Consider the following 22,897-nt stretch of genomic DNA (forward strand, 5'->3'; position numbering starts at 1 on the left):
GTCATTGCCCGTCCGCCCACCCCGGGTGGTGTCCAAACGCCTCGAACAGTTCAAAAATGGTCGCCTTGACCTTTTGCACCGCGTTGCTCTGTACGGCAGTGTCAGGCCAGCACAAAGACAGCTCGCGGGTGAACAGCCGATGATCGATCCTGGCCAGCTTGAGCTTCTGTTGATCCAGTTCAGCATGGGCGGCTGCCCAAGGCAGGATCGTCACACCCAGCTTTGCCAGGACGGCTGAGAACAACAGGTCCGTGGAGTTGGCTTCGAACTCGACCTCACAGTGCAGTCCAGCCTCCTGCAATGCCGATTCGACTCGACTGCGAATGGTGTTCGGGGCACAGGGCAGCACCAGCGGCATCTTCGCCAGGGCGTCGATCGTCACCGGTCCCTCGGGTAACGGAAATTCCGGCCACGCGATCAGGTACAGCGTTTCGGTGAGCAGTCGCTGCGAGATCATCCCGCGGGTTTCGACCACATCGACATTCACCGCGAGCGCCACCCGCCCGACCGTGATCAGGCCTCCCAGCTCGGCGCTTGGGGCGTCGATCAATTCCAGCTTGATACCCGGATACCGACTGCGGATCGTCCGTGCGAGCGGAATCGCCAACATCCGCGCCGTACTCGACGGCATGCCGACCGAGACCTTGCCCTGCGGGAGTTCGGCGTCCTGACGCAGCAGTTCACGGGTGCCGTCGGCCTGGCGCAGCAGCTCGATGGCATGCCGGTACAGCGTCTGCCCGGCCGCGGTGGGCACCACGCCCTGCACGCTGCGCTCGAGCAATTGCGTGTCCATGTCCCGTTCCAGATTGCGCATCTGCTGGCTGATCGCGGGCTGCGCGATATGCAGTGCCTCGCTGGCGCGGGTGATGTTGCCGCACTCGACCACTTTGATGAAATACCGCAACTGGCGCAGGTCCATGACGGGGGGCGTCCAAAGAATCTGACTCTATATAAATTTCCGATGGGACCAAAGGAATTTCATATTTGTGGCTTATGAGATGCGCTGCCTAGACTGATTTCACAATAAACGAAGCGCTGACGGCGTCCCCCGCCTCGCAGCGCCTCAATAGGCCTGATCAAGGTCAATGGGAGATCTTAATGTCCAGAGCATTAACCGCATCAGCAACGAGTGTGAAGCCGATCAAAACGCCCCTGACCCGCGAGCAGATTCGCGGCTTCTGGACGGTCTACCTGGGATGGGTGCTGGATGGCGTGGATTCGGTGATCTTCGCCCTGGTGTTGATTCCCGCCCTGACCGAGTTGCTGCCCAACTCGGGCATCACCCCAACCCCCGCCAATATCGCCATGTACGGTTCTCTGCTGTTCGGGTTGTTTCTGATCGGCTGGGGAATGTCGTTTATCTGGGGGCCGCTCGCCGACCGTTTTGGCCGGGTGAAGATGCTGGCAGCCAGCATCCTGGTGTACTCGCTGTTTACCGGGGCCGCGGCGTTCTCGGAGAACATCTGGCAATTGGCGGCGTTTCGGCTGATCGCCGGGATCGGTGTCGGCGGCGAATGGGCACTGGCCGGCACCTATGTGGCCGAGAGCTGGCCGGAGGACCGGCGCAAGATGGGCGCGGGTTACCTGCAAACGGGCTACTACTTCGGTTTCTTCATTGCCGCGTTGCTGAACTACACCGTCGGCGCAACCTACGGCTGGCGCGTGATGTTCCTGTGTGGTCTCGCCCCGGCGGCGGTGGCGATCTACACCGCACTGAAGGTGAAAGAACCTGCCCAGACGCACAAGGTGGCACACCCTGTCGCACGTTCCTCAACCACCTCTACACGCACGACATGGTGGGAAATCTTTGCCCCGGCCTTTCGCCGACGCACGCTGACCAGCTCAGCCCTGGTCGGAGTTGCGATCGTCGGTTTGTGGGCCGGCTCGGTTTACGAAGCGACGGCCGTGGTGACCCTGGCGACCCGCGCCGGCATCGACCATGTCGGCGCCGTGCACCTGGCCTCCATTGGCGCGGCGGTGCTGTCGCTCAGTACCATTCTCGGCTGCCTCGTCGCGCCGTGGCTGGCCGAGCGGCTTGGGCGACGGCTTGCGCTGGGCATCTACTTCGCGGGTATGGCGACGTCGATCGTGGTCGCCTTTGGCTGGGTGTTCTACATGGACGACGGTCTGCACCTGTTCATGGTGTCGCTGGTGTTCCTCGGTTTCTTCGGCGGCAACTTCGCGATTTTCTCGCTCTGGCTGCCCGAGCAGTATCCAACCCGAATCCGCGCCACGGCGTTCGCCTTCAACGCCTCGGTCGGCCGCTTCATCGGCGCCGGCGTCAACTTCCTGCTGGCCGCCGCGATCCACTGGCACGGCTCGCTCGGCGCCCCCATCGCCTGGACCGCTGCGGCCTTCGTGGCCGGCATTCTGATCCTGCCGTTTGCCGTCGAAACCCGTGATCAACCGTTGCCGCAATAAAACCGCAGCGCTCAAACATTCAGTGGAGAACCGTATGCAAGCTTTGCAAGGCGTGAAGATCGTCGACTTGAGTCGCGCACTGTCGGGGCCGTTCTGCACCATGGTGCTGGCGGACCTTGGCGCCGATGTGATCAAGATCGAGCCCGGCCCAACCGGCGACATGAGCCGGACCTGGGGCCCGTTCGACCGGGGCGTGAGCACCTACTATCTGTCGTGCAATCGCAATAAGCGCGGCATGTGCATCGACTTCCGCAATCCCCAGGGCTTGGCCGCGATCCAGCGGCTGATCGATGAGGCCGACGTGGTGATCGAGAACTTCAAACCCGGCACCCTCGATAGCATGGGCCTGAGCTATGAGGTGCTCAGCGCACGCAATCCGCGGCTGATCATGGGCAGCATCAACGCCTTTGGCAGCGACGGGCCGATGAGCAGTTGGCCAGGTTTCGACCAGATCGCCCAGGGTTACTCGGGGCTGATGAGCCTGACGGGGTTCGTCGATGGCGACCCGACCCGCACCGGCACGGCCATCGGCGACCTGACCTCGGGCATGTGGCTGGTAACGGCGGTCATGGCCGCCCTGCTGGAGCGCGAACGCACGGGTTGCGGCCAGCACGTCAGCACCTCGTTGCTGGCCAGCCTGGTCGGGTTGCTGAGTGTGCACGGGCAACGCTACCTCAGCCTCGGCGATGTCCCCCGCCGAACGGGCAACGCCCACTCGGTCATTGCGCCTTACGGGGTGTTCCAGACGCAGGACGGCCCGCTCAACCTGGCGCCGATCACCTCGGCCATGTGGGGACGTTTATGCGTGCTGCTCGATTTACCCGCGCTGCCGGACGACCCGCGCTTCGCCACCAATGAAGCCCGGGTCGAGCGACGTGACGAGTTGAAAGCCATTCTGGAAAGCCGCTTGAAAACCCGCAGCAAACGCGTGTGGACCGAGCTGTTCATCGAGGCTGGTTTACCCGCAGGCCCGATCAATACACTCGACGAAGTGTTCGACGATCCGCAGGTGCTGCATAGCCAGCTGACCCGGACACTCATGCACCCGACACTCGGCGCGCTGCGCCAGGTCGTAACCCCGGTGTTCAGCGCAACCGACGCCGCAGAACCTGCGCCCGGTGCCAGTCAGCGCCCACCGCCGCTGCTCGGTGAACACACCCTCGAAGTCCTGCGCGAAGCAGGTTTCGACACGGCGTCGATCAACGCGCTGCTGGCCGCGAAGGCCGTGTATCAGGACACCAGTGATTCGCCAGCCATGGCATCCGCACAATCAACAGGAACCGCACAATGACCCCGACGCAAACCTCTTCCGCCACCGTGACCGTCAACATGGTCGATGAACGAATCGGTCGGCTGGTCTTCAGCAACCCCACCCACCGCAACGCCCTCAGCGCGCAACTGCTTAACGCCCTCGACGAAAGCCTCGCCGCACTGGCGTCACAACGTATACCGGTGGTGATACTCGGCAGCGAAGTTGGCCAGCCCGTCTGGAGCGCCGGCCATGACATCCGCGAACTGCAACACGACCACGACCCGGTTGCCTACGGCAAGCCACTCGAAAAAGTCTTGCGCCGCATCCGCGCCTATCCCGGCGTGGTGATCGCCATGATCTCCGGCTCGGTATGGGGTGGCGCGGTCGACCTGGCGATGAGTTGCGACCTGGTGGTCGCGGATCGCAGTGCGAGCTTTTCGATGACGCCGGCAAACATCGGTTTGCCCTACACCACCAGCGGGCTGCTGCGTTTCTTCAACAACCTGCCGATTCACGTGTTGAAGGAAATGTTTTTCTGCGCGCACAAGCTCGATGCAGAACGCGCTGAACACTTCGGCGTGGTGAACCGGCTGGTCGACAGCGACGTGCTGGAGGCCACCGCACTGGAACTGGCACGCACGATTGCCGGCAAAGCGCCACTGGCCATTGCCGCAGTCAAGGAGCAGCTGCGCATCCTCGAAGACCTGCAACCGATGCCCGTCCAGGCGATGGAGCAGATCGCAGAACTGCGTCGACAGGCGTGTGAGAGCGGCGACTTCGATGAGGGACTGGCGGCGTTTGCTGAGCGCAGGCCGGCGGTGTTTGGCGGTCGGTAGGACTGCCTGAGGCAGACAATCAAACCTGGTGAACGACGTACGTCACACGGTTGAATCCCGATGGAGCCGATACCCATCGGGAACACCGGTAAAAAATTGAACCCAAGCCATACCGCTGCTTCCAATGTACAGGCCAGTGGAGGTAGCGAATGAAAACGGAGCTATGTGTGCTGCCGAACGGAATTTCGAGCAACAGTGCCGTATCTTGTATTGGCAATACCCTGGTGTCGCAATCCCGTTCAGTATGAGAGGTGGATATCATGAGCAGCATCGTCTACATCGTCGGGGCAGTTGTGATCGCCCTGTTTGTCCTGTCGGTCCTCGGGCTTCGATAGATTCGAAGACCATCTTTATTCATCGTTTGTGTTTTTTTCCCTGACGTGGACGTTCGCCTCATCACCCCTCCTTCGATGATGGCACGGGCGTCACCCGCCACGCGACGTTACCGGCATCGTCCGCAATCACGATCCAATGCTCCCGGTGGCGGAAGGCTCCTGTCGGCCAATAACCGACTATCGGTTCCATTCAGACAGTTTTACACGTCACCCAAGCGCCCCAGAAAAGGCTGCTGAAAAAACGAGTAGCGTCTCCGAATCCCGAGTCGTGCAGCAGTTTTTGAACTGCCGCTTCGGAGTGTGGAGGGTCAGCACCTTGAAGGATTTTCCCAAGTTTGACCTTCACTTCATCCGGACTCGCACCCTGCTGTCGCCACCGTTGCCCCCAGGCAGCAAGCAATAATGGTTGACTGGCATAGGCATATTGATTGCCCGCGACAATCAACGGCGCACCCGGCTTTAGATGAGTCCGGATGGAACGTAGAAGTTGTCGCTTGGCGTCGTCTCCAGCCAGATGATGGAGTACACCAATCAGCGTCGCCGCGTCGTATGACGCGTCCGGTGGCAGGTCGTCAACCTGACCAAGGTGCACGTCCGTTCTATCAAGTAAGTTGTTTGCCTCCAGCTGCTGCGTCGCGGCCTCCAGCATCGGCTCGGAGGGATCAACGGCAGTGAAGCGCCAACTCGGCTCCAACCTGGCCATTGCAATAATCTCCTGGGCCGTACCGCCAGCGCCAACGACCAGTATTCTCGCCGAGCTTGCGTCACCGAGGCTTGCCGCCAGCATGCACGCCGCAAGATCGTGGCAGGCGTCATAGCCTGCCAATGCAATACGGCTCTGTCGTCCGTACTCATTGGCCCGTGAGGTATCAAATTTTTCAGCTGCGTTCAGAGGTGATGATTTCAAGGCGATTCTCCATGTCCTCAAATCAAGCTACGCCACGCACTTCGATAATAAAAATTCATTAATTTTATGCCGTGCATTCCCATGAGGAATACGACGCTTGAGTAATTGCTCGTCTGCCTGGGTTGAATGCCATCTACCCAACAAGGCAACTCACCGCCGCTAACCCTGATTGAGAAAAACGGGTACAACCATTAGCCTGCTCTGGATTGAAAACCGGCACCTTTGGAGGCATCGATGCGCCTGCTGTGCAGAATCAAACCGCTGTGCCTCTCGATGCTAGCCATCATCGCGCCCTGCCTGGCGAGCGCCGAGCCAAGACCCGAGCATATGGTCTATTTGCGTGCGATTGATCCGGGTATCGAGCAAGACATCCGCTACGCCAGTGCTCACAACTTCACCGGACACCCACTCGACGGCTACGACGCTGCGGAGTGTCTGTTGTCGCTGGACGCCGCCAAGGCCCTTGCCCGGGTACAAACGGCGTTGCGCACTCAAGGCTACGGCTTGAAGGTATTTGACTGCTATCGGCCCAGCCGGGCTGTTGCCGACATGGGACGTTTTGCGACGCAACCGGGTGACCCGCGCAAGGCCGAGTTCTATCCTCGCGTGGACAAGCAAGACTTCTGGCGTCTGGGCTATGTGGCCCGGGTTTCTAATCACTCCAAGGGCGGCACGGTGGATTTGACGCTGACCGGGCCGGAGGCTCTGCCCGCCCAGACATGGAGTCCCTCGGCCGCACAAGTTGACTGCGCCGCGCCCTATGAGCAGCGTTGGCATGATGGTGCCGTCGACATGGGAACAGGGTTCGATTGCTTCGATGAACGAGCGCATACCGACAGTTCAACGATCAACGCGACCGCCAAAGAGAATCGCCAGCGGCTCAGCAACGCCATGCAGAAAGAGGGATTTTCCGGGTACTCGAAAGAATGGTGGCACTTCACCTACACCGGGAATGATGCGCTGAAGAACGTCATGGATTTCCCTATTACGGCTCAGGCGCTGGACACCAGCAACCAGCTGATTGTGGTCACGACAAAAAACTGGACTGATACCCAGGGGACCGCCCAACGCTACAAGCGGCAAGGGAAAACGCTTCAAAAATACGGGGCGCCGTTTCCGGTGGTTGTCGGCAAAAGCGGGCTGGCCTGGGGCAAGGGTCTCGGTGTCGTCGAGCAACGCGATGGGCCAGTCAAACGTGAAGGCGACGGGAAAGCGCCTGCCGGCCTGTTCAAATTGGGAACAGCTTTTGGCTACAACAGCTCGGCCGATACCAGGCTGCCTTACCTGCCGCTGACACCGACCACCGAGTGCGTGGATGACAGCCACTCCAAACGCTATAACGAGCTTGTCGACGGGTCGACGATTGCCAAGGACTGGAACAGCTCCGAACACATGCGTCGCGATGACGACATGTATCGACAAGGCATTGTCATCGAGCACAACACGCCGGCGTCCGCCGACGCGGGCTCGTGCATTTTCTTCCACATCTGGCGTGCCCCTACCTCACCGACGCTTGGCTGCACAGCCATGGACCCGGCAGATATTGCTCGCTTGTTCAGCTGGCTGGATCCGCGTCAGTCGCCTCTACTGGTTCAACTGCCCGAAGCGGAGTACGAGCACTTTCGCGAACGCTGGAACCTTCCCCAGCGTTGATATCGCAAACTCAAACTCGAGCTGCGCCCATGGCGCCGACCTCAGTCGTGAGCCACACCAGCGCGCTTGAGCATTTTCTTGCAGCGTTCGGACAAGTGATACACGTGCAACTGTTTGCCGGTCTTGATGTAGCGCTCACGCAGCGTTTTCAGCGCGGCGATGGCCGAGTAGTCGACAAAGCTCAGGTGGCGGCAGTCAAGAGTCACCTCGGGCGGGTCGTTGGCGGGATCGAACTGGTTGAGGAACGGTGCAGTCGAGGCGAAGAACAGCGTGCCATGCAGGCGGTAGAGCTTGCTGCCGTCGGCTTCCAGGTAACTGTCGGCGTATAGCTCGCGGGCCTGCTGCCAGGCGAAGTTCAGCGCGGCAATGACAATCCCGCAGAGCACAGCGATGGCCAGATCGGTGAACACCGTGATGATCGTTACCGCAATGATCACCAATACGTCGTTCAACGGCACCTTGTTGAGCACCCGCAGCGAGGCCCAGGCGAAGGTCTGCTGCGCCACGACGAACATCACCCCGACCAGTGCCGCCAGCGGGATGCGCTCGATCAGCGGCGAAAGAAACAGGATGAACAGCAAGATCATCACTCCGGCGACCACACCAGAAAGGCGACCACGACCGCTGGAACTGAGGTTGATCACGGTTTGACCGATCATGGCGCATCCGCCCATCCCACCGAACAGACCGGAGACCATATTGGCCGCGCCCAATGCCACGCATTCGCGATCCGGGTAGCCACGGCTCTCGGTGATCTCGTCGGTAAGGTTCAGCGTCAAAAGGGTTTCCAACAGCCCGACCAGGGCCATCAATACCGCATAAGGGGCGACGATGCGCAGGGTTTCCAGGTTCCAGGGCACTTGAGGCAGGGCCAGGCCAGGCAGACCGCCGGCGATGTGCGCCATGTCGCCAAGGGTGCGCGTCGGCAGGCCGAGCAGGTAGACCGCCAGACCGACGCCGAGGATCGCCACCAATGCCGGTGGCACGGCTCGGGTCAGGCGCGGCAACACGTAGACGATGGCCATCGTCAGCGCCACCAGCCCGATCATCAGATACAGCGCTGTACCGCTCAGCCAGGTCCCGCCACTCTTGAAATGCTCCAGTTGGGCCAGGGCAATGACAATCGCCAGGCCATTGACGAAACCGAGCATCACCGGGTAAGGCACCATGCGCACCAGCTTGCCCAGCCGTAGCAGACCGAACGCCATCATCAACAGTCCACCCATCAACACCGTGGCGAGCAAATACTGCACGCCGTGCTGCACCACCAGTGCGACGATCACCACGGCCATTGATCCGGCAGCACCGGAAATCATCCCCGGCCGGCCCCCGAACAATGCAGTCAGGGTGCAGATGATGAAGGCTCCGTACAAACCCATCAGCGGATTCAGGTGCGCGACCAGGGCGAAGGCGATGCATTCAGGCAGCAGCGCAAAAGAGGTGGTGAGTCCGGCCAGGGCATCGGCACGCAGACGTTTGGATTTCATGGCTTACCTAAAAAACAGGCCGACGGAACGAGCCGCAGGGCGTGGTGGGAAAAGACGGCTGCGGATGTTACGGAATTGAAGAATGGCCGGCCAGCAACCGGGTAATCCCCCTCCCCTGCGTGATCGTCGGTTTTTGAGCTTTTTTTTCTTTCGAGCGTCCGTTTCAGGCCGAACTACCAGTTCATGATCATCGGCATCCCCGGACGAAAATCGTGCGTCTGGCCGCTCGCCCCATGATCAATCTCCACTATGATCAGATGCTCTTGACCATGAACAATTGCAAACCCTTCCAGCTGGTTTGCACATTGCGCAGCGCTAGAAAAAGCCTGGTTGTCGGGAGTGATCACTCGCACCGATGTAATGTCGCGAAAACCATTGGGATGCTCGAACGGCTGCGCTCGCTCAATCGGAGCCTCATCGGGTCTCTTGGCAAACGAAAGAAAAAACCACATCGGTTCGGATACAGGCGCATGTCCCACGTCGACGCTCAGGGCGGTGGGTAAGTAAATGGGTCGATACTCCCAGACTGGAAATAGCGGCTTCTCCCCTACCGTGGAAGGTCTGAAGCAAACGCCAAAGGGCGCGGCGACTCCCTCTGTGCACGTGAGGCGGTCAAAGAGTCGGGTTGGCGCCGTTAACTGACTTCGAGCTTCTGACTCATCCGTGAGATATAGAAGCTCAATGAAAGCGTTTCGAAAGAAGAACCGTCTATTGGCAGTGCCTTGACCCGGGTGGACGTTTGGCGTCCCTTCGACAAGCCCGAGGATTTTTAGAGCTTCAGCCCCTCGACCGTCATGATTCACACAAATAAAAACATGATCCATTTCCATCGTTAACTCCCTTTAACGTTGTGATTTGACTGTCTGGTTACTCAGCAACGGCTCAACAACTTTACTCGCCAGCGGCTCACCCGTTATTTTTTTTCAGGCTTTGCAGGCGCAGGTTCGCGCGTTGCACGGCGGCCATTTTTTCGGGGCGCTTCATGCGCTTCCATTTCCTGATGTCCTCCTTGATGCGCCCACAACTCACACACAGCTCACCGCGCAGCTGACAAACGGAAATACACGGGTTTTCGATATCCTTGGCCATGGTTCAATCCCGAGTCGAGCGCTGGCGCGCCAAACGTTGCTGCCAGTTTCCGGCATGAGCGCGCTGACACTCTTCTTCAGTGTCAAACTGCACATGGGCGGAGACCGGACTGACGAGAATATCCGCTTCACTCTATGCCAAGGCCGTCAGTTCGACCATCCGTTCAGCTTGCCCGACGGCCAGTGCCTGGCGCTTGTTGGCCAGTGTGTCGAAGACCCAGGTCACCCTCAGGCTTGCAGGGAACGCCGAGTAATCCACCTCGTGGGTCAACCAGGCGAACCCGACGATTTCCGCTTTGGCCGTCTCACAGGCCTCGGTCAGGGTAACCACCAGGCGACGCTCGATTCGCGCCTGATCGCGTTTGCTTAAAAGCATGGATTGATCCTTGAATGAGTATCCAGGGCCGGCTGAGCGATGCATCAGCCGGCTATGTGTTCTTTTCGCAAATGATGCCGCGCCTACAAATGGGCGGCAGGGGGAACACTGCGGGAAATCAATGACGGCAACCATACCGAAACACCCAACCCGCGTCTTGCCACTTCATCGCCAAACCCCAGACGGATCTGTGCCCCGTTGCGATCGGCTACCGCCTTGACGATCGACAGCCCCAGCCCGGACCCGACCTCATGGTTCCCGAGGCTGCGATAAAACGGGTCGAACACACGCTCCCGTTCCTCGGCGGCAATTCCGGGGCCGGTGTCCTTGACCTGCAACAGCGCTCCGCCCTCCTCCATGCTCACCGAGAGATCTACCCGTCCACCCGCAGGCGTATAGCGAACGGCGTTATCGACCAGGTTCTTGACCATGGCCAGCAGGTCAAGCTCGTTGATCAGCACCTGCACGTCCTGTTCGTCCTCGACACCGATGTCGATATGCTTGGCCTCGGCCAGCGGCAGCAGGTCCTCCAACACGCGACGATAAATGCCATGCACGGAAACCGGTGTTGCGGGCAGCGTCGAGTTCGATTGTGCAGTGGCCAGCGCCAACAGTTGATCAATCAGATTCTTGCCGCGCTCGATCCCCCGCCGCAATGCAAACAGACGCTCCCGGGCCAACGTCGACATATCTGCGACGGCCAGGCGCTCGGCTTGCAACGACAGGGCCGTCAACGGCGATCGGAGTTCGTGGGCGGCGTCGGCGACGAAGCGCCGCTGGGTCTCCATCGACTGAGCCACACGGTTGAGCAATCGATTGATGGCCAGCACGAAGGGACGGATCTCGGCAGGCAAATGGTTCTCGTCGATGGGGTGCAGTTCCTGCTCGCCGCGCTGGTCGATTTCAGACGCCAGTGCCGCGATAGGCCGAAACAGCTTGCGCACCAGATCGGCAACCACCAGCAAGAGCACCGGAAACAGGATGAGAAACGGCAACAGGCCACGCCAGGCGCTCTCGCGGGCGTCCTTGTCGCGCGTGCCGGTTTCCTGCGCAACGGCGATGCGGGCGCCACTGGCCAGGGTCTTGACCAGCACACGAAACGGTTCGCCACCGACCACCCGCGTCGACAGACCGTCGGCCAGCGTTGTCGGCAGTGGCAGCGGTGCGCCAGCCTCCACATTGCCCGACACCTGGTTGCCATCGTTCAGGTATTGAACGGTGACCCTGGATTCTTCATCGTCGCCCTCGATGCCCTTGCCTTGCGTCGGATAGGTCAGCGTCATCTGCTGACGCTCGAACAACACGGCCACCTGATGCAAGGTGTTGTCCTGCATTTCCAGGGCTTCATCGAATGCCGAGACAAAGGCAAAAATGCCGGCCACGATAGCGACGATCAGAATGGCCAGCGACAGGGAAACGGACAGCCTGACCTGGACCGACTCGCTCAGTCGCCTTTTGAAACCATCCATCCCATACCCCTGACATTCTTGATGACGTGGCTGCCCAGCTTGCGACGCAGTGCATGGATCAGAAACTCCACCGCATTGCTTTCCACTTCATTGTCCCAGCCGTAGATACGGTCTTCGAGCTCACTGCGCGAGAGAATTGCCCCCGGCCTGATCAACAGCGCCTGCAGCAGCGAAAACTCGCGGCTGGAGAGCTGGACCTCGGGGCTGTCTTCGGTGCTGGCTTGTTTCGAGATCGGGTCCAGCGACACCACGCCGTTGCTGAACACTGGCAGCGCGCTGCCGCCTTTTCGGCGCAGAACGGCACGCATCCGGGCCAGCAGTTCCGCCATATCAAAGGGTTTGAGCAGGTAATCGTCAGCGCCACCGTCGAGGCCGCGCAAGCGATCGTCGAGGCTGTCGCGGGCCGTGATGATCAGCAGTGGAACGCCATTGTTGCGCGCCCGAATGCTGCTCAATACCGCAAGGCCGTCCTTGCCGGGCAGACCGAGGTCAAGCAGCACCAGGTCATAATGTTGAGTGTCCAGCGCCGTCAGGGCGGTAAGGCCATTGTTGACCCAATCGGCGGCGTAACTGGCATCTGTCAGTGCGTCCTGGATCGCCTCCCCGATCATGGGGTCGTCTTCGACCAGTAATATCCGCATGTCCCTCTCCGGTGATAAGTGAGGCTCGGCACTCACGCGGGTATACCTGCGCGAGTGTCGAGCCTGCATTGAATCACCTGTTCAAGCGTGCGCGAAGCGATTTATGGGTATTGAAAGCAGTCAGCTTTTGCCTTGCAGCGAATTGAAGGTTTTCAGCAAGTCATCCATTGCTGCCTTGCAATCGCTCTGTTTCGGGCTGTCGGCGCGCAAGGCCTCAAGTGCGTTGTCGATGGACTTGTCCAGGACATGCCAGTCGCTGGCAGCACGTGGCTTGATGCCGGCTTCCGCGGAGTCCCAGGACAACTCGAGGTCCTTGATTCGCGTTTTCGCGCCCGGCAAGTCGTTTTTATTCACCAGATCGGCAACGTTGGCCGCAATGCCCTGGAACGCCGACAGGTCGCCGAGTTTCGAGGCCGAACTTTGCTGGACGCTGGCTGCGCCCGAAGTAGCGCTCGTTTTAGGCACGTCAGCGGGTTTCGAACACCCGGCGGCCAGGCCAAACACGACGATGGCGGATAGGGCGGCGGCTTTGCGAATGGCGGTTTTAACGTAGACCATGACGATTCCTTGATAGGCTTTTGAACGGGTTATTCAGTGACGAGTTTTCGATTGCCGACGCTCATCTGTGCGACAGCCACCAGAATCAGGATGACGCTGAGGAAAATCGCGCTGGTCCACATGGCGCCCATGCCGAGGCCGCCATAGGTCTTGGCTTGGGTCAGCAAGTCTCCCAGGGAGGCGCCGAAAGGACGGGTCAGGATGTAGGCGATCCAGAAGGTCAGGACTGTATTGCCGCCCAGGCGCCAGGCGGCGAATGTCGCGCCGATCAGCGCACCGAAAATCACCGCGCCCAGTGTGAAGCCAAGCCCCAGCGCCTCGGTGGCGAGGTCCCCGGCCGCAGTGCCCAGCGCAAAGGTGCAGAGCACCGTCGCCCAATAGAACAGCTCCCGGCGCGGCGTGACGATTTCAGTGATCGAAAGACTGCGTTCCAACCCGTACCAGATCATGAAATTGATCGCCAGCAGCACGGAAAACACCGCCGTGCTGGCATACAGGCTGATGCCCATTTTGTCAGTGAACACATCGGTAATCTGCGTCCCGACGACGCTCACCAGCACCACCGTCAGCCAATAAATCCAAGGGGTGTAGGCGCGTGTACGAAGTTGGCCGAACAGTGCAATCGCCAACAGCACGGCCATGCCAATACTGGTCACACTCTGCCCCAACCCGGCATCGACGGCGAGAAAGTCGGCGCCGGTTTCACCCACGGTGGTGGACATGATCTTGATGACCCAGAACGACAGGGTCACCTCGGGGACTTTATTGAGCCAGTCAGCTTTCGTAAGCGGCTTCATGTGGATGCTTCTCCTTGACAGCGCTGCAATTGGCGCAAGGGAGAGACTACGCAGGCAAACTTAGCTGGGACTGAGGAACCTCGATTGTCGGTCATGAAGCCAACATAAAATCCCGGTCAGACCTGTACACAAGGGGTTCGCGGGGGCTCTTGGCTAAAAAAATCATCTCAACAGCCTGTAGCAAACAGTTACAAATAAGGCCATTATTCCGCTCGCAGTCACCATGAACGACCCTCTGACAGAGCGGTTCAGTCCAGAATCATTTGCCCACTGCCGAGACTTTCCGAGCGTCGTACCGAGTTTTCGGAGGTAGTGGGAAAGCCTTACTTTTTAAGGAACGTATTTTGACAAACGTCTGTACCAGCGGCCTTGATATCGGCTTTGCTTCTCTGGATTACCTGCAAATTGGCATCCTGGGCATCATTCAAGGCATTACCGAGCTATTACCCATTTCATCCACTGCACACATGCGAATCGTACCTGCCCTGCTCGGCTGGCCCGATCCTGGCTCGGCGTTTTCCGCCGCCATGCAATTGGCCGCACTGGCCGCGGTCGTCAGCTATTTCTGGCGTGATGTACGGGAAGTCGTCACGGGAAGCATAGGCGCCGTGCGGCAGCGTGATTACAGCAACCAGTCGTTCAAGCTGGCCGTGGCGATTGTGCTGGCGACCATACCGATCGGCATCGCGGGCCTGGCCTTGTCCTCGCTGCTCAATACCTGCAATTCACCGTTAAGAGGCTTGATGGTGATTGGTATCTCGTGCCTGGTGATGGCGGTTCTGCTGGCTGCGGCCGAACTCAGCTGCCGCCATCAACGCGTCGTGGGCCAAATGCGCCTGCGAGACGCATTGATCGTCGGCATTGCACAGATTGGCGCGCTGATTCCTGGTGTCTCCCGCTCCGGTTCAACACTCACCGCCGCGCTCTTCCTTAACTTCAAACGCGAAGAAGCCGCGCGTTTCTCGTTCCTGCTCGGGCTGCCCGCAATCGCGCTGGCTGGCTTGAAAGAGCTGTGGGTGCTGTATCACGCACATATCCCGGCCGAAGCGTGGTCGCACCTGATTTTCGGGTTGGTGATCGCCAGCGTGTCGGCGTTTTGCGCCATCTGGGGCCTGATGAAATTCCTCGAAAGGTTTTCCACCTGGCCTTTCGTTATTTACCGGGCGGTGCTGGGTATTTTCCTGATTGTCGCGGTCAGTACCGGGCTGTTGAGCTAAACCACGTTCAAACGCTGATGGAGCCCGGCCAGTGCCGGGCTTTTTATTGTCTATTGACGACGCGGTCTGCGCTGCGCCGCGCGCCCCCGTTTCACAACCGGGAGCGCGGCGCTCACACGGTTGCCAGCATCATTTGTCATCCATCTTTTTTTCCGACGATTGCGGCCGATACTCGGTGCTCTCTTCAGCGTTGGGTGCTTCGGGGAGATGCCCGGGAGTGAACACATGAGTCAGCAAGTCTTTGGCATCGATTTCGTTGACACCATTCACCGAACGGGCGAGCTCTACCACCCGCTCACATTCTTTATGGGTGTTAACGCGACCGCTCAGCGACACTGTACCTGCATGGGTTTTGACATTGACGTGCATGCTGAGAGTCGGCTCTGCAAATGCCAGCGCCGATTTCACCCGGGTAGTAATCCACGCGTCGTGAACGGCTGTTCCCAGATTATGAGAGTAATGCTGGAAGGAGTGAGTTTTCATAGTTGGACCCTCTCTCGTGTCATCGACAGATTAATTATAGTGCGGTCGCTGCAGTCCGGGCGCTGTCCCCCAGCCCATCTCCTTTAATCACTCTGTATCGGGCGCAAGGGTGCGCTACCGAACAGACCCGCGCCGGTCGCTGAGTCAATCTGGCGTGAGGTAGATCGCTGCCAGGTCAGAACGGTCACGATCCTCCTGCACATCAGTGGACGGTGGGGTTCAGTGATTCCCTCATCCAAAGAGGCACGACTCATGACTCAGTATTCGCACATACCTTTATACCGACGGCTGGCAGTAATGCTCGTCGCTGTTACCGCGGCAGCTGCCGTGCTACCGGCACAAGCGCAACACGACTATCAGCGGGACGGCTACGGCCGGCAGGTTTACCATCGCGACTATCGTGGTGGCCATGACAACCGTCGTGACTATCGCGGCGGCGGTGGCGACTATCGCGGTGGTGGCGGCGGTGATTTGGGGGCGATACTCGTTGGCGCAGTATTGGGAGCAGTGGTCGCGGGTGCGGTACAGGCGCCGCCCGCCGTGATTTACCGACAACCTCCTCCGCCCCCTCCACCGGGCGTCCGGTACTACCCAAGGCCGGACTATCCCGATTCGTACAACTCCTATCGATATCCTCCTCCCGGCTATTAAGCTGCCTGGCCATATGAAACCCGAGCGACCGCCACTGACACTGATATATCCCCTGCAACGGTCGTCAGTTCGACAACTCAATCCGGATATAAAGACATGAACAACTTCGTACTCAAAGCGGCTATGCCGGCAGCGTTGATGCTGGCATTGCTCGGCACTTCTGTCTCGGCACAGACGACGGCTGCCAGCACTCCTGCCGAACAGTCACAGAAGGCTGCCACTCACGCCAAAAAGCATATGGACGTTGTGGAGAAGAGGATCAAGGAACTGCACGCCAAGCTGAAAATCACCGACAAGCAGTCAGCTCAATGGGAGGCCTACGCACAAACCATCCGCGACAATGCGCACAACGCCGATACAGCCTTTCTGGAGCGAGCGGAAAAGCTGCCATCGTTCAATGCCGATGACGCAATGGCCTCCTATGCCAAATTGGCCCAGTTGCACGCGGACAATATGCAAAAGCTTGCAACGACGTTCAGCGCTCTGTATGGCACGTTTTCCGACGATCAGAAAAAAAATGCCGACAAGCTGTACCGCAATGAAGAGGAGAAGCGGGAGGACCGGCACGAGGTTGCGAAAAAAGCCAAGTGATATGCCACGACCTTCGACCAGGCGAACCGGCCGCAGCAGGCTCGGTTCGCACTGGAACGCAGTGACCCGCAGAGGCTGATGCCAAGGACTGAAGTATTGCTGAACTGCTAGGCTGTTCCAGGAAGTCCGCGCGACCTGTTGGAGGTTTGCCATGCAGCTTGAAGGCTCCTGCCATTGCGGCGCCGTGTCGTTCAGTCTGAACAGTGCCCACCCCTACCCGTATCAACGTTGTTATTGCTCGATCTGCCGCAAGACTCAAGGCGCTGGCGGCTACGCAATCAACCTCGGCGGCGAGGCGAAAAGCCTGAAGGTCCGCGGCCGAAAACACATCTCGATCTATCACGCCCGCCTCAAGGATGACGGAGCACGACGAGCCCATATCAGCAGCGCCGAACGGCACTTCTGTTCGCTCTGCGGCAGTGGCTTGTGGTTGTTCAGCCCCGAGTGGCCCGAGTTGATTCACCCCTTCGCTTCGGCCATCGACACCCCGCTGCCGGTGCCGCCGGAACACACGCACTTGATGCTCGGCTCAAAAGCCTCGTGGGTCGAAGTCGAGCTACATCCCGGCGATCAGCAGTTCGAGGTCTACCCGCAAGAATCCATTGCCGAGTGGCACGAGCGGCTGGGCCTGAGCCGTTAACAGTCGTTGACAGTTTCCCGACAAAGCTCTCAAAGATTGCCCGCCTATAGGCCCCTAGCATGATGGCATCCTAATCCCTGCCGGGTGCCTCATGCTTGCTCTGAAAAACCGCAAAACCTTTTGTCTTTCGCTGACGTCCATCTGCCTGCTGGCCTCGACCGAGCACCTGCAGGCCGAAGACTGGCATTACAGCGTGCAGGCCGGTGTGGCCAACGCGCCACGCTACAGCGGCAGCGATGAACGCGTGACTGCGCCGCTGCTGGGCGGCCAGATTGTCAGCCCTTATGGCCTCTTCCTCGACACCGAGCGCGGTCTGGGCTGGCAGAACGAATGGGGTGACCTGGCATTCAGCACCTACATTGGCCTGAGTGAAACGCGCAAGGACCGCAAGTCGAGGTTCAAGGGTTCGGATCGCCTGGACGGCATGGGCTCGATCAAATCCCGCCCGCGACTGGGCGCCAGCATTCACTACACCCTGGGCGAGGTGGTCGTCGGCGCCACGCTGGAGCACGCGCTGAAAAAGAGCGATGACGACCGCGACACCGACTCCGCCTACAACCGACTGGAGTTGAGTATCAGCACCAACCTCTATGACGGCGAATACGGCAGCCTGGATGGCAGCCTCAACAGCGTGTTCGGTGATGCCGATTACGTACGGACCTGGTACGGCGTGAGCACGGCACAGGCTTCACGCAGTCAGTTCCGCGCCTTCGACACCCACGGCGGGATGGTCAGCCGAGGCGCAGCGTTGACCTGGGCGGTGCCGATCAACGACCAGACCGAATTCTCGACGGTGCTGGCGATGCAGTACCTCAATGGCGATGCCGCGGACAGCCCGATCGTCGAACGACGGATGCAAACGTCGCTGGCCGGCCAGGTGAAATACAGCTTCTGAGTTGCCTCCCCCGCAGTACGCCCCAGACCTCGTAGCAGCTGCCGAGCCTGCGAGGCTGCGTTCGGCTGCGAAGCAGTCGTAAACCCGGCCGTCCGGGTTCTACAGTGAGAAACGGGATTCAGGGTTTACGACTGCTGTGCAGCCGAACGCAGGCTTCGCCAGCTGCTACGAGTGTTCAGTTATGCGTTAAGGCTGAGATCCGGCTCAGTCAGCCTGCGCCCAGGTCATACGAAACGACGCGCCGCCCCACGGCGAGTCGCTGACCTCGACCTTGCCGCCGTGTGATTGCGACACCCGCCGAACCAGCGCAAGGCCCAGGCCGAAACCGCCGGTGCGACGGTCGCGGCTGGTGTCGAGTCGCGAGAACGGCTCGAAAATCTTCTCGCGTCCCTCCAGCGGCACACCCGGTCCATCATCGTTGACCAACACTTCATATCCGTCTTCACCCAGCGTCAGCGACACCTCCACCCGTCGCTCGGCGTAGCGAATGGCATTGCGCAGCAGGTTGATCACCGCCCGCGCCATAAAGCGCGGCTCGATCCGCACAGAGTCGACCTCACAGGCGCGAATCAACAGTTGCACCCCGGCCGCCTCGGCCTCCAGGGCAACGTTGCCGACCACGCTGTCGAGCCAACTGTGGGCCTGAATGTTTTCGAGACTGATCACCGTGGCACCACGCTCAAGGCTGGCGTAGGTCAGTAATTCGGAAACCATCTCTTCCAGCTCACCGAGGTCGGCGTACATATCGGCAATCAGCGCTTTACGCTCATTCGGATCGGCCTGTTGCTTGAGTTGATCGAGTTCGAACGACAAGCGCGCAATCGGCGTGCGCAACTCATGGGACACCGCATTCGTCAGCTCCCGCTGATTGGCAATCAAGCCTTCGATACGCGCGGCCATCTGGTTGAAGTGCTCGGCCAGCACGCGAATGTTCGAGCGTTTGGACAATTGAATGCGCGAGGTCAGATCGTTATCGCCGAAACGTTGCGCGGCCACTCTGATCAGTTCGAGGTCGCGCCAATGCGGTCGCACCCAGAAGTACAGGACAAAAGCCAGGAACACGCCCAGTAAAGCGTAGGCCCAGACATACAGCCACTTGGGCTCCTCCGGGAGTTTTATGTTCAACAACTGCGGGCCGCCATCGATGTTGGCGATAAACTCGTTGAAATCCCCGCGCACGACCAACAGACCGTCAGCCAGCAGTTTTTGCTCTCGCTCAGAGAGATCCAGCTCACTGCTCTGCACCAGCTTCAGGCGCAGCCCGTAGTGGGTTTTCAGCTCCGCCAGGCGCTCATCACGCGCAATGCCGGTGACCGGACGGAGCAATTCGACCAGGCTGTAAGCTGGCCCGCGCATGGCTTCGCGGTTATAAGTCTCGTTGGCCTCGGGCAACAGCTCGGCAAAAATGTAATTGACCGTCCAGATCGCCCCTGCAAAGCCAAAGGCGAGAATGACGTACAGCCGCAGAAACAGCCTTAGCATCTAGAGCTCCCAGGCAAATGGATTGAACAGATAACCCTTGCCCCAAACGGTCTTGATGCACACCGGTTCTCTGGGATTGTCCTTGAGCTTGCCGCGCAGCTTGCTGATGTACACGTCGACACTGCGGTTGAGTCCGTCAAAGGCGATGCCGCGCATGCGATTGAGGATGTCATCGCGGGAAAGAATCTTGCCGGCGGCGCTGGCCAACAGCCACAGCAGTTCGAACTCCATGGTGGTCAGCTCGATACCCTCACCCGCCAGCCGCACTTCGCGGCAGCTGCGATCAATCAGCAAACGGCCGAACTCCAGCGAGCCGCGCACCGTGGTTTCCGGTGTCTGGCGACGTTGCAAGGCGCGCAGCCGGGCCAGCAATACCGGTGGTTTGATCGGTTTGATGACGTAGTCGTCGGCTCCGGACTCCAGGCCCAGGATGTGGTCCAGGTCGTCCTCCTTGGCCGTGAGAATGACAATCGGTGTCTCGGACACGCTGCGGATCTCGCGGCACACATGCAGGCCGCTCTGGCCGGGCAGCATCAGGTCGAGCACAACGATTTTCGGCTTGAATTCGAGAAATGCCGCCAGTGCCAGATCGCCACGGTGCACTGTGCGTACCTCAAAACCATGTTGGGAGAGGAAGTGCGCGATCAACCCCGCGAGCTTTTCGTCATCCTCAACGAGCAGTACCTTGCCAAACGCCTGGTTGTCCATAATTGCCAATCTGTGAGCCGATGATTGAGAGCGCGCATTATAGGCGCCAATCCCCTCGTCACCGACCATGCCAGATAGCAAAAACCGGCCTCGCGGGCCGGTTTTCGGAGAACTTTCATGTTTTTAAGAGTTTTTAACAATTTGCCTGTTTTCTTTCACAGACTTGCCGCCGGCACACCACTGTGGAAGCGGAACTCGATGTCCGGGGACTCGATCAGTTCCTGCTCGGCGGCGCGAACCTTGTCGATCACCTGTGCAATGTCCTTGGCGTCGCCGTACTGGTAGGCCAGCTTCAGATACCCCTGGAAATGCCGCGCTTCACTTTTCAGCAGGCCGAAGTAGAACTTGCCCAGCTCTTCGTCGAGGTGCGGCACCAACGCTTCGAAACGCTCGCAGCTGCGCGCCTCGATAAACGCCCCGACCACCAGCGTGTCGACCAGTTTGACCGGCTCGTGGCTGCGCACCACTTTGCGCAAGCCCGAGGCGTAGCGACCGGCGGACAGCTGGCGCAGTTCGATCTTGCGCTTTTTCATCAGGCGCATGACCTGCTCATGATGCACCAGCTCTTCCCGGGCCAGGCGTGACATCAAATTGATCAGGTCGACATGCGAATGGTACTTGGCAATCAGGCTGAGCGCGGTGCTGGCAGCCTTGAACTCGCAGTTCTTGTGGTCGATCAGCAGGGTTTCCTGGTCGGCCAGTGCGGCCTGAACCCAGCCATCGGGCGTGCGACAGCCAAGGAATTCGTGAATTTCAGGAAGGATCATTGGCTCACTTCCGACAGTTCAACAGGACCATTGGGCAGGACGGCGACGATTTCAGGGTTCAGTAACATGAGGCTCACGGGCAATAAGTTCACAGCGAAGGGGCCGATTATACGTGCCTGCCGGCAGACCACCAGTCGCGGCACTTGATATGCATCAAGACCCGAGTTCACGACCAGCAACTATAGTTGTGCAACGACGTGTTTTTCATTCATCGGAGATTCCGACCATGCAAGCCATCCGCAGCATCCTGGTGGTCATCGAACCCTTGCCCGAGGAGAGCCTGGCCCTCAAGCGCGCCAAGATGATCGCCGGGGTGACTCAGGCGCATCTGCACTTGCTGATCTGCGATAAAGAGCATGATCACTCGGCGCTGTTGAGCGTGCTCAAGGCCAGCCTGCAGGAAGACGGCCATAGTGTCACCACCGAGCAAGCCTGGAACAAAAGCCTGCATGAAACCATCATCGATGTGCAGCAGGCCGAGGGTTGCGGGCTGGTGATCAAGCAACACTTCCCGGACAACCCGCTGAAAAAGGCCCTGCTGACCCCGGCGGACTGGAAGCTGCTGCGCCAGTGCCCGAGCCCGGTGTTACTGGTGAAAACCTCGAAACCCTGGACTGGCGGGAAGATTCTGGCGGCCATCGACGTGGGCAACAACGACCCCGAGCACCGCGTGCTGCATGCGAGCATCGTCGATCATGGCTTCGACATCGCTCACCTGGCCAAGGCCCATCTGCACGTCATCAGCGCCCATCCATCGCCCATGCTCTCGGCGGCCGACCCGGTGTTCCAGCTCAAGGAAACCATCGAGGCCCGCTACCGCGAAGCGTGCAAGGCGTTCCAGGCCGAGTTCGACATCGACGATGAGCATCTGCATATCGAAGAAGGTCCGGCCGATGTGCTGATTCCCTACATCGCGCATAAATTGCAGGCGTCGGTGACCGTCATCGGCACCGTGGCACGCACCGGGTTCTCGGGGGCCTTGATCGGAAACACCGCGGAAGTGGTGCTCGATTCGCTGGAAAGCGATGTGCTGGTGCTCAAGCCACAGGAAATCATGGATCACCTGGAAGAACTGGTGACCAGCGGCAAGTAAGCGCAACCGATTGCGGCTCCTGCGCACTCAAGGAGCCGGGGAGTTGGCCCCTACCGATACCGACCTGTTAGTTCTTACAGTATCCAGAATCCTGGAGGTCATGCAGTGTAACGAGGACGCCACCTTGATCAAGGCCAGCACGGATGCCAACAACATCGTCGGTTTGTGCGGATACCGCAACACCGAACATTATGGTGTCAGACTCGCGTGGCCTGACGATCAGGACCGTACAGTTCCACCGACGGCAGGCGGGCGATCCGCTTGAAACGCGGGTTACCCATCAACGGTTCGACGCCGCTGGCCGACCAGTTGCCAGCCGTGATCCGTATTTGTTTGCCCTGGCCCAAACCGACGCATCCGTCCCCGTCAACCTGAGTCAGACCTTCAGCCTGTCCGGCCTGCCGTTGGCGAGCCACAGCGTGGACGCCGGCTGGCGGCTGACGCTGCCAGGTGAGGCCGGGCAAGCCGTCGAACGCTGGGACGGCCGTGGCAGCCACTCACGGACCGAATACGACGAACTGCTGCGCCCGGTGGCCGTGCAGGAGCGTGG

At 59.7% G+C, this 22,897-nt stretch carries 23 protein-coding genes and 2 pseudogenes; 11 read left to right on the forward strand and 14 right to left on the reverse strand.

Going from position 1 to position 22,897, the window contains the following annotated elements:
- Position 1: 1 nt before the first annotated feature.
- Positions 2 to 919, reverse strand: coding sequence for a LysR substrate-binding domain-containing protein (locus AC1DHT_RS24505; protein ID WP_427546182.1), 918 nt, complete (start codon positions 917 to 919; stop codon positions 2 to 4).
- A 179-nt stretch (positions 920 to 1,098) separates the two neighbouring features.
- On the opposite strand from AC1DHT_RS24505, the gene AC1DHT_RS24510 reads away from it, so the two are divergent.
- Genes AC1DHT_RS24510 through scpB form a run of 3 tightly spaced genes read left to right on the forward strand, consistent with a single transcriptional unit; the run spans position 1,099 to position 4,509 of the window.
- Positions 1,099 to 2,421, forward strand: a complete 1,323-nt coding sequence (locus tag AC1DHT_RS24510) for an MFS transporter (RefSeq protein WP_442114794.1) — start codon at positions 1,099 to 1,101, stop codon at positions 2,419 to 2,421.
- Between the two features lie 34 nt (positions 2,422 to 2,455).
- Positions 2,456 to 3,712 carry a CaiB/BaiF CoA transferase family protein gene (locus AC1DHT_RS24515; RefSeq protein ID WP_427546178.1) on the forward strand — a complete coding sequence of 419 codons (1,257 nt, stop codon included), beginning with the start codon at positions 2,456 to 2,458 and terminating at the stop codon, positions 3,710 to 3,712.
- Positions 3,709 to 4,509 (forward strand): methylmalonyl-CoA decarboxylase, encoded by an 801-nt coding sequence (gene scpB, locus AC1DHT_RS24520; RefSeq protein WP_427546176.1) that lies wholly within the window; start codon positions 3,709 to 3,711, stop codon positions 4,507 to 4,509. Before AC1DHT_RS24515 ends, scpB begins: the two co-directional genes overlap by 4 nt.
- Positions 4,510 to 5,034: 525 nt before the next feature.
- On the opposite strand, the gene AC1DHT_RS24525 is transcribed toward scpB, so the two are convergent.
- A complete protein-coding gene (locus tag AC1DHT_RS24525; protein WP_427546174.1) occupies positions 5,035 to 5,751 on the reverse strand; it encodes a class I SAM-dependent methyltransferase in 717 nt (238 codons plus the stop codon).
- A gap of 234 nt (positions 5,752 to 5,985) precedes the next feature.
- Here AC1DHT_RS24525 and AC1DHT_RS24530 point away from each other — a divergent pair, with 234 nt between their 5' ends.
- Positions 5,986 to 7,404 carry a M15 family metallopeptidase gene (locus AC1DHT_RS24530; protein WP_427546172.1) on the forward strand — a complete coding sequence of 473 codons (1,419 nt, stop codon included), beginning with the start codon at positions 5,986 to 5,988 and terminating at the stop codon, positions 7,402 to 7,404.
- Between the two features lie 41 nt (positions 7,405 to 7,445).
- Here the strand turns inward: AC1DHT_RS24530 and AC1DHT_RS24535 are convergent, their stop codons facing one another.
- The 8 genes and pseudogenes from AC1DHT_RS24535 to AC1DHT_RS24570 all read right to left on the reverse strand — a co-directional run bounded on the left by AC1DHT_RS24535 (position 7,446) and on the right by AC1DHT_RS24570 (position 13,820).
- Positions 7,446 to 8,891, reverse strand: a complete 1,446-nt coding sequence (locus AC1DHT_RS24535; protein ID WP_427546170.1) for a SulP family inorganic anion transporter — start codon at positions 8,889 to 8,891, stop codon at positions 7,446 to 7,448.
- A gap of 173 nt (positions 8,892 to 9,064) precedes the next feature.
- Entirely contained in the window at positions 9,065 to 9,721 is a 657-nt protein-coding gene (locus tag AC1DHT_RS24540) for a VOC family protein (protein ID WP_427546168.1), read from the reverse strand.
- Between the two features lie 76 nt (positions 9,722 to 9,797).
- Complete coding sequence (locus AC1DHT_RS24545) at positions 9,798 to 9,980, reverse strand: DUF1289 domain-containing protein (protein WP_123580624.1); 183 nt, start codon at positions 9,978 to 9,980, stop codon at positions 9,798 to 9,800.
- Between the two features lie 3 nt (positions 9,981 to 9,983).
- Positions 9,984 to 10,355, reverse strand: a pseudogene (locus AC1DHT_RS24550) (hypothetical protein).
- An 83-nt stretch (positions 10,356 to 10,438) separates the two neighbouring features.
- A complete protein-coding gene (locus AC1DHT_RS24555; protein WP_427546165.1) occupies positions 10,439 to 11,824 on the reverse strand; it encodes an ATP-binding protein in 1,386 nt (461 codons plus the stop codon).
- On the reverse strand, positions 11,800 to 12,465 hold the full coding sequence (locus tag AC1DHT_RS24560) for a response regulator transcription factor (RefSeq protein ID WP_427546163.1): 666 nt from the start codon (positions 12,463 to 12,465) through the stop codon (positions 11,800 to 11,802). Before AC1DHT_RS24560 ends, AC1DHT_RS24555 begins: the two co-directional genes overlap by 25 nt.
- 120 nt (positions 12,466 to 12,585) lie before the next feature.
- Positions 12,586 to 13,023, reverse strand: coding sequence for a hypothetical protein (locus tag AC1DHT_RS24565; protein WP_427546161.1), 438 nt, complete (start codon positions 13,021 to 13,023; stop codon positions 12,586 to 12,588).
- 29 nt (positions 13,024 to 13,052) lie between these two features.
- A complete protein-coding gene (locus tag AC1DHT_RS24570) occupies positions 13,053 to 13,820 on the reverse strand; it encodes a COG4705 family protein (protein ID WP_427546159.1) in 768 nt (255 codons plus the stop codon).
- A gap of 344 nt (positions 13,821 to 14,164) precedes the next feature.
- On the opposite strand from AC1DHT_RS24570, the gene AC1DHT_RS24575 reads away from it, so the two are divergent.
- Positions 14,165 to 15,037 (forward strand): undecaprenyl-diphosphate phosphatase, encoded by an 873-nt coding sequence (locus AC1DHT_RS24575; RefSeq protein WP_123580637.1) that lies wholly within the window; start codon positions 14,165 to 14,167, stop codon positions 15,035 to 15,037.
- A 129-nt stretch (positions 15,038 to 15,166) separates the two neighbouring features.
- On the opposite strand, the gene AC1DHT_RS24580 is transcribed toward AC1DHT_RS24575, so the two are convergent.
- Positions 15,167 to 15,520, reverse strand: coding sequence for a BON domain-containing protein (locus AC1DHT_RS24580; protein ID WP_427546157.1), 354 nt, complete (start codon positions 15,518 to 15,520; stop codon positions 15,167 to 15,169).
- A gap of 252 nt (positions 15,521 to 15,772) precedes the next feature.
- On the opposite strand from AC1DHT_RS24580, the gene AC1DHT_RS24585 reads away from it, so the two are divergent.
- From AC1DHT_RS24585 to AC1DHT_RS24600, 4 genes are all read left to right on the forward strand, one after another.
- Positions 15,773 to 16,171: a hypothetical protein gene (locus AC1DHT_RS24585; RefSeq protein ID WP_477749248.1), complete on the forward strand. Its 399-nt coding sequence runs from the start codon at positions 15,773 to 15,775 to the stop codon at positions 16,169 to 16,171.
- A gap of 138 nt (positions 16,172 to 16,309) precedes the next feature.
- Positions 16,310 to 16,762: a Spy/CpxP family protein refolding chaperone gene (locus AC1DHT_RS24590; RefSeq protein ID WP_427546153.1), complete on the forward strand. Its 453-nt coding sequence runs from the start codon at positions 16,310 to 16,312 to the stop codon at positions 16,760 to 16,762.
- Between the two features lie 151 nt (positions 16,763 to 16,913).
- The gene (locus AC1DHT_RS24595; RefSeq protein WP_427546151.1) at positions 16,914 to 17,402 is read left to right on the forward strand and encodes a GFA family protein; all 489 of its coding nucleotides are present in this window, start codon (positions 16,914 to 16,916) and stop codon (positions 17,400 to 17,402) included.
- A gap of 91 nt (positions 17,403 to 17,493) precedes the next feature.
- Positions 17,494 to 18,297 carry a MipA/OmpV family protein gene (locus tag AC1DHT_RS24600; protein WP_427546149.1) on the forward strand — a complete coding sequence of 268 codons (804 nt, stop codon included), beginning with the start codon at positions 17,494 to 17,496 and terminating at the stop codon, positions 18,295 to 18,297.
- Between the two features lie 204 nt (positions 18,298 to 18,501).
- Here AC1DHT_RS24600 and AC1DHT_RS24605 read toward each other — a convergent pair whose 3' ends face one another.
- From AC1DHT_RS24605 to AC1DHT_RS24615, 3 genes are all read right to left on the reverse strand, one after another.
- Entirely contained in the window at positions 18,502 to 19,779 is a 1,278-nt protein-coding gene (locus AC1DHT_RS24605) for an ATP-binding protein (protein WP_427546147.1), read from the reverse strand.
- Entirely contained in the window at positions 19,780 to 20,487 is a 708-nt protein-coding gene (locus AC1DHT_RS24610; RefSeq protein ID WP_427546145.1) for a winged helix-turn-helix domain-containing protein, read from the reverse strand.
- A 155-nt stretch (positions 20,488 to 20,642) separates the two neighbouring features.
- Entirely contained in the window at positions 20,643 to 21,254 is a 612-nt protein-coding gene (locus AC1DHT_RS24615) for a MiaE family protein (protein WP_054597031.1), read from the reverse strand.
- Between the two features lie 226 nt (positions 21,255 to 21,480).
- On the opposite strand from AC1DHT_RS24615, the gene AC1DHT_RS24620 reads away from it, so the two are divergent.
- Positions 21,481 to 22,347, forward strand: coding sequence for a universal stress protein (locus tag AC1DHT_RS24620; RefSeq protein WP_427546143.1), 867 nt, complete (start codon positions 21,481 to 21,483; stop codon positions 22,345 to 22,347).
- Between the two features lie 191 nt (positions 22,348 to 22,538).
- Positions 22,539 to 22,897: pseudogene (locus tag AC1DHT_RS24625) on the forward strand (RHS repeat protein); the annotation flags it as partial.

This window comes from Pseudomonas sp. 05N432 (assembly GCF_056396945.1).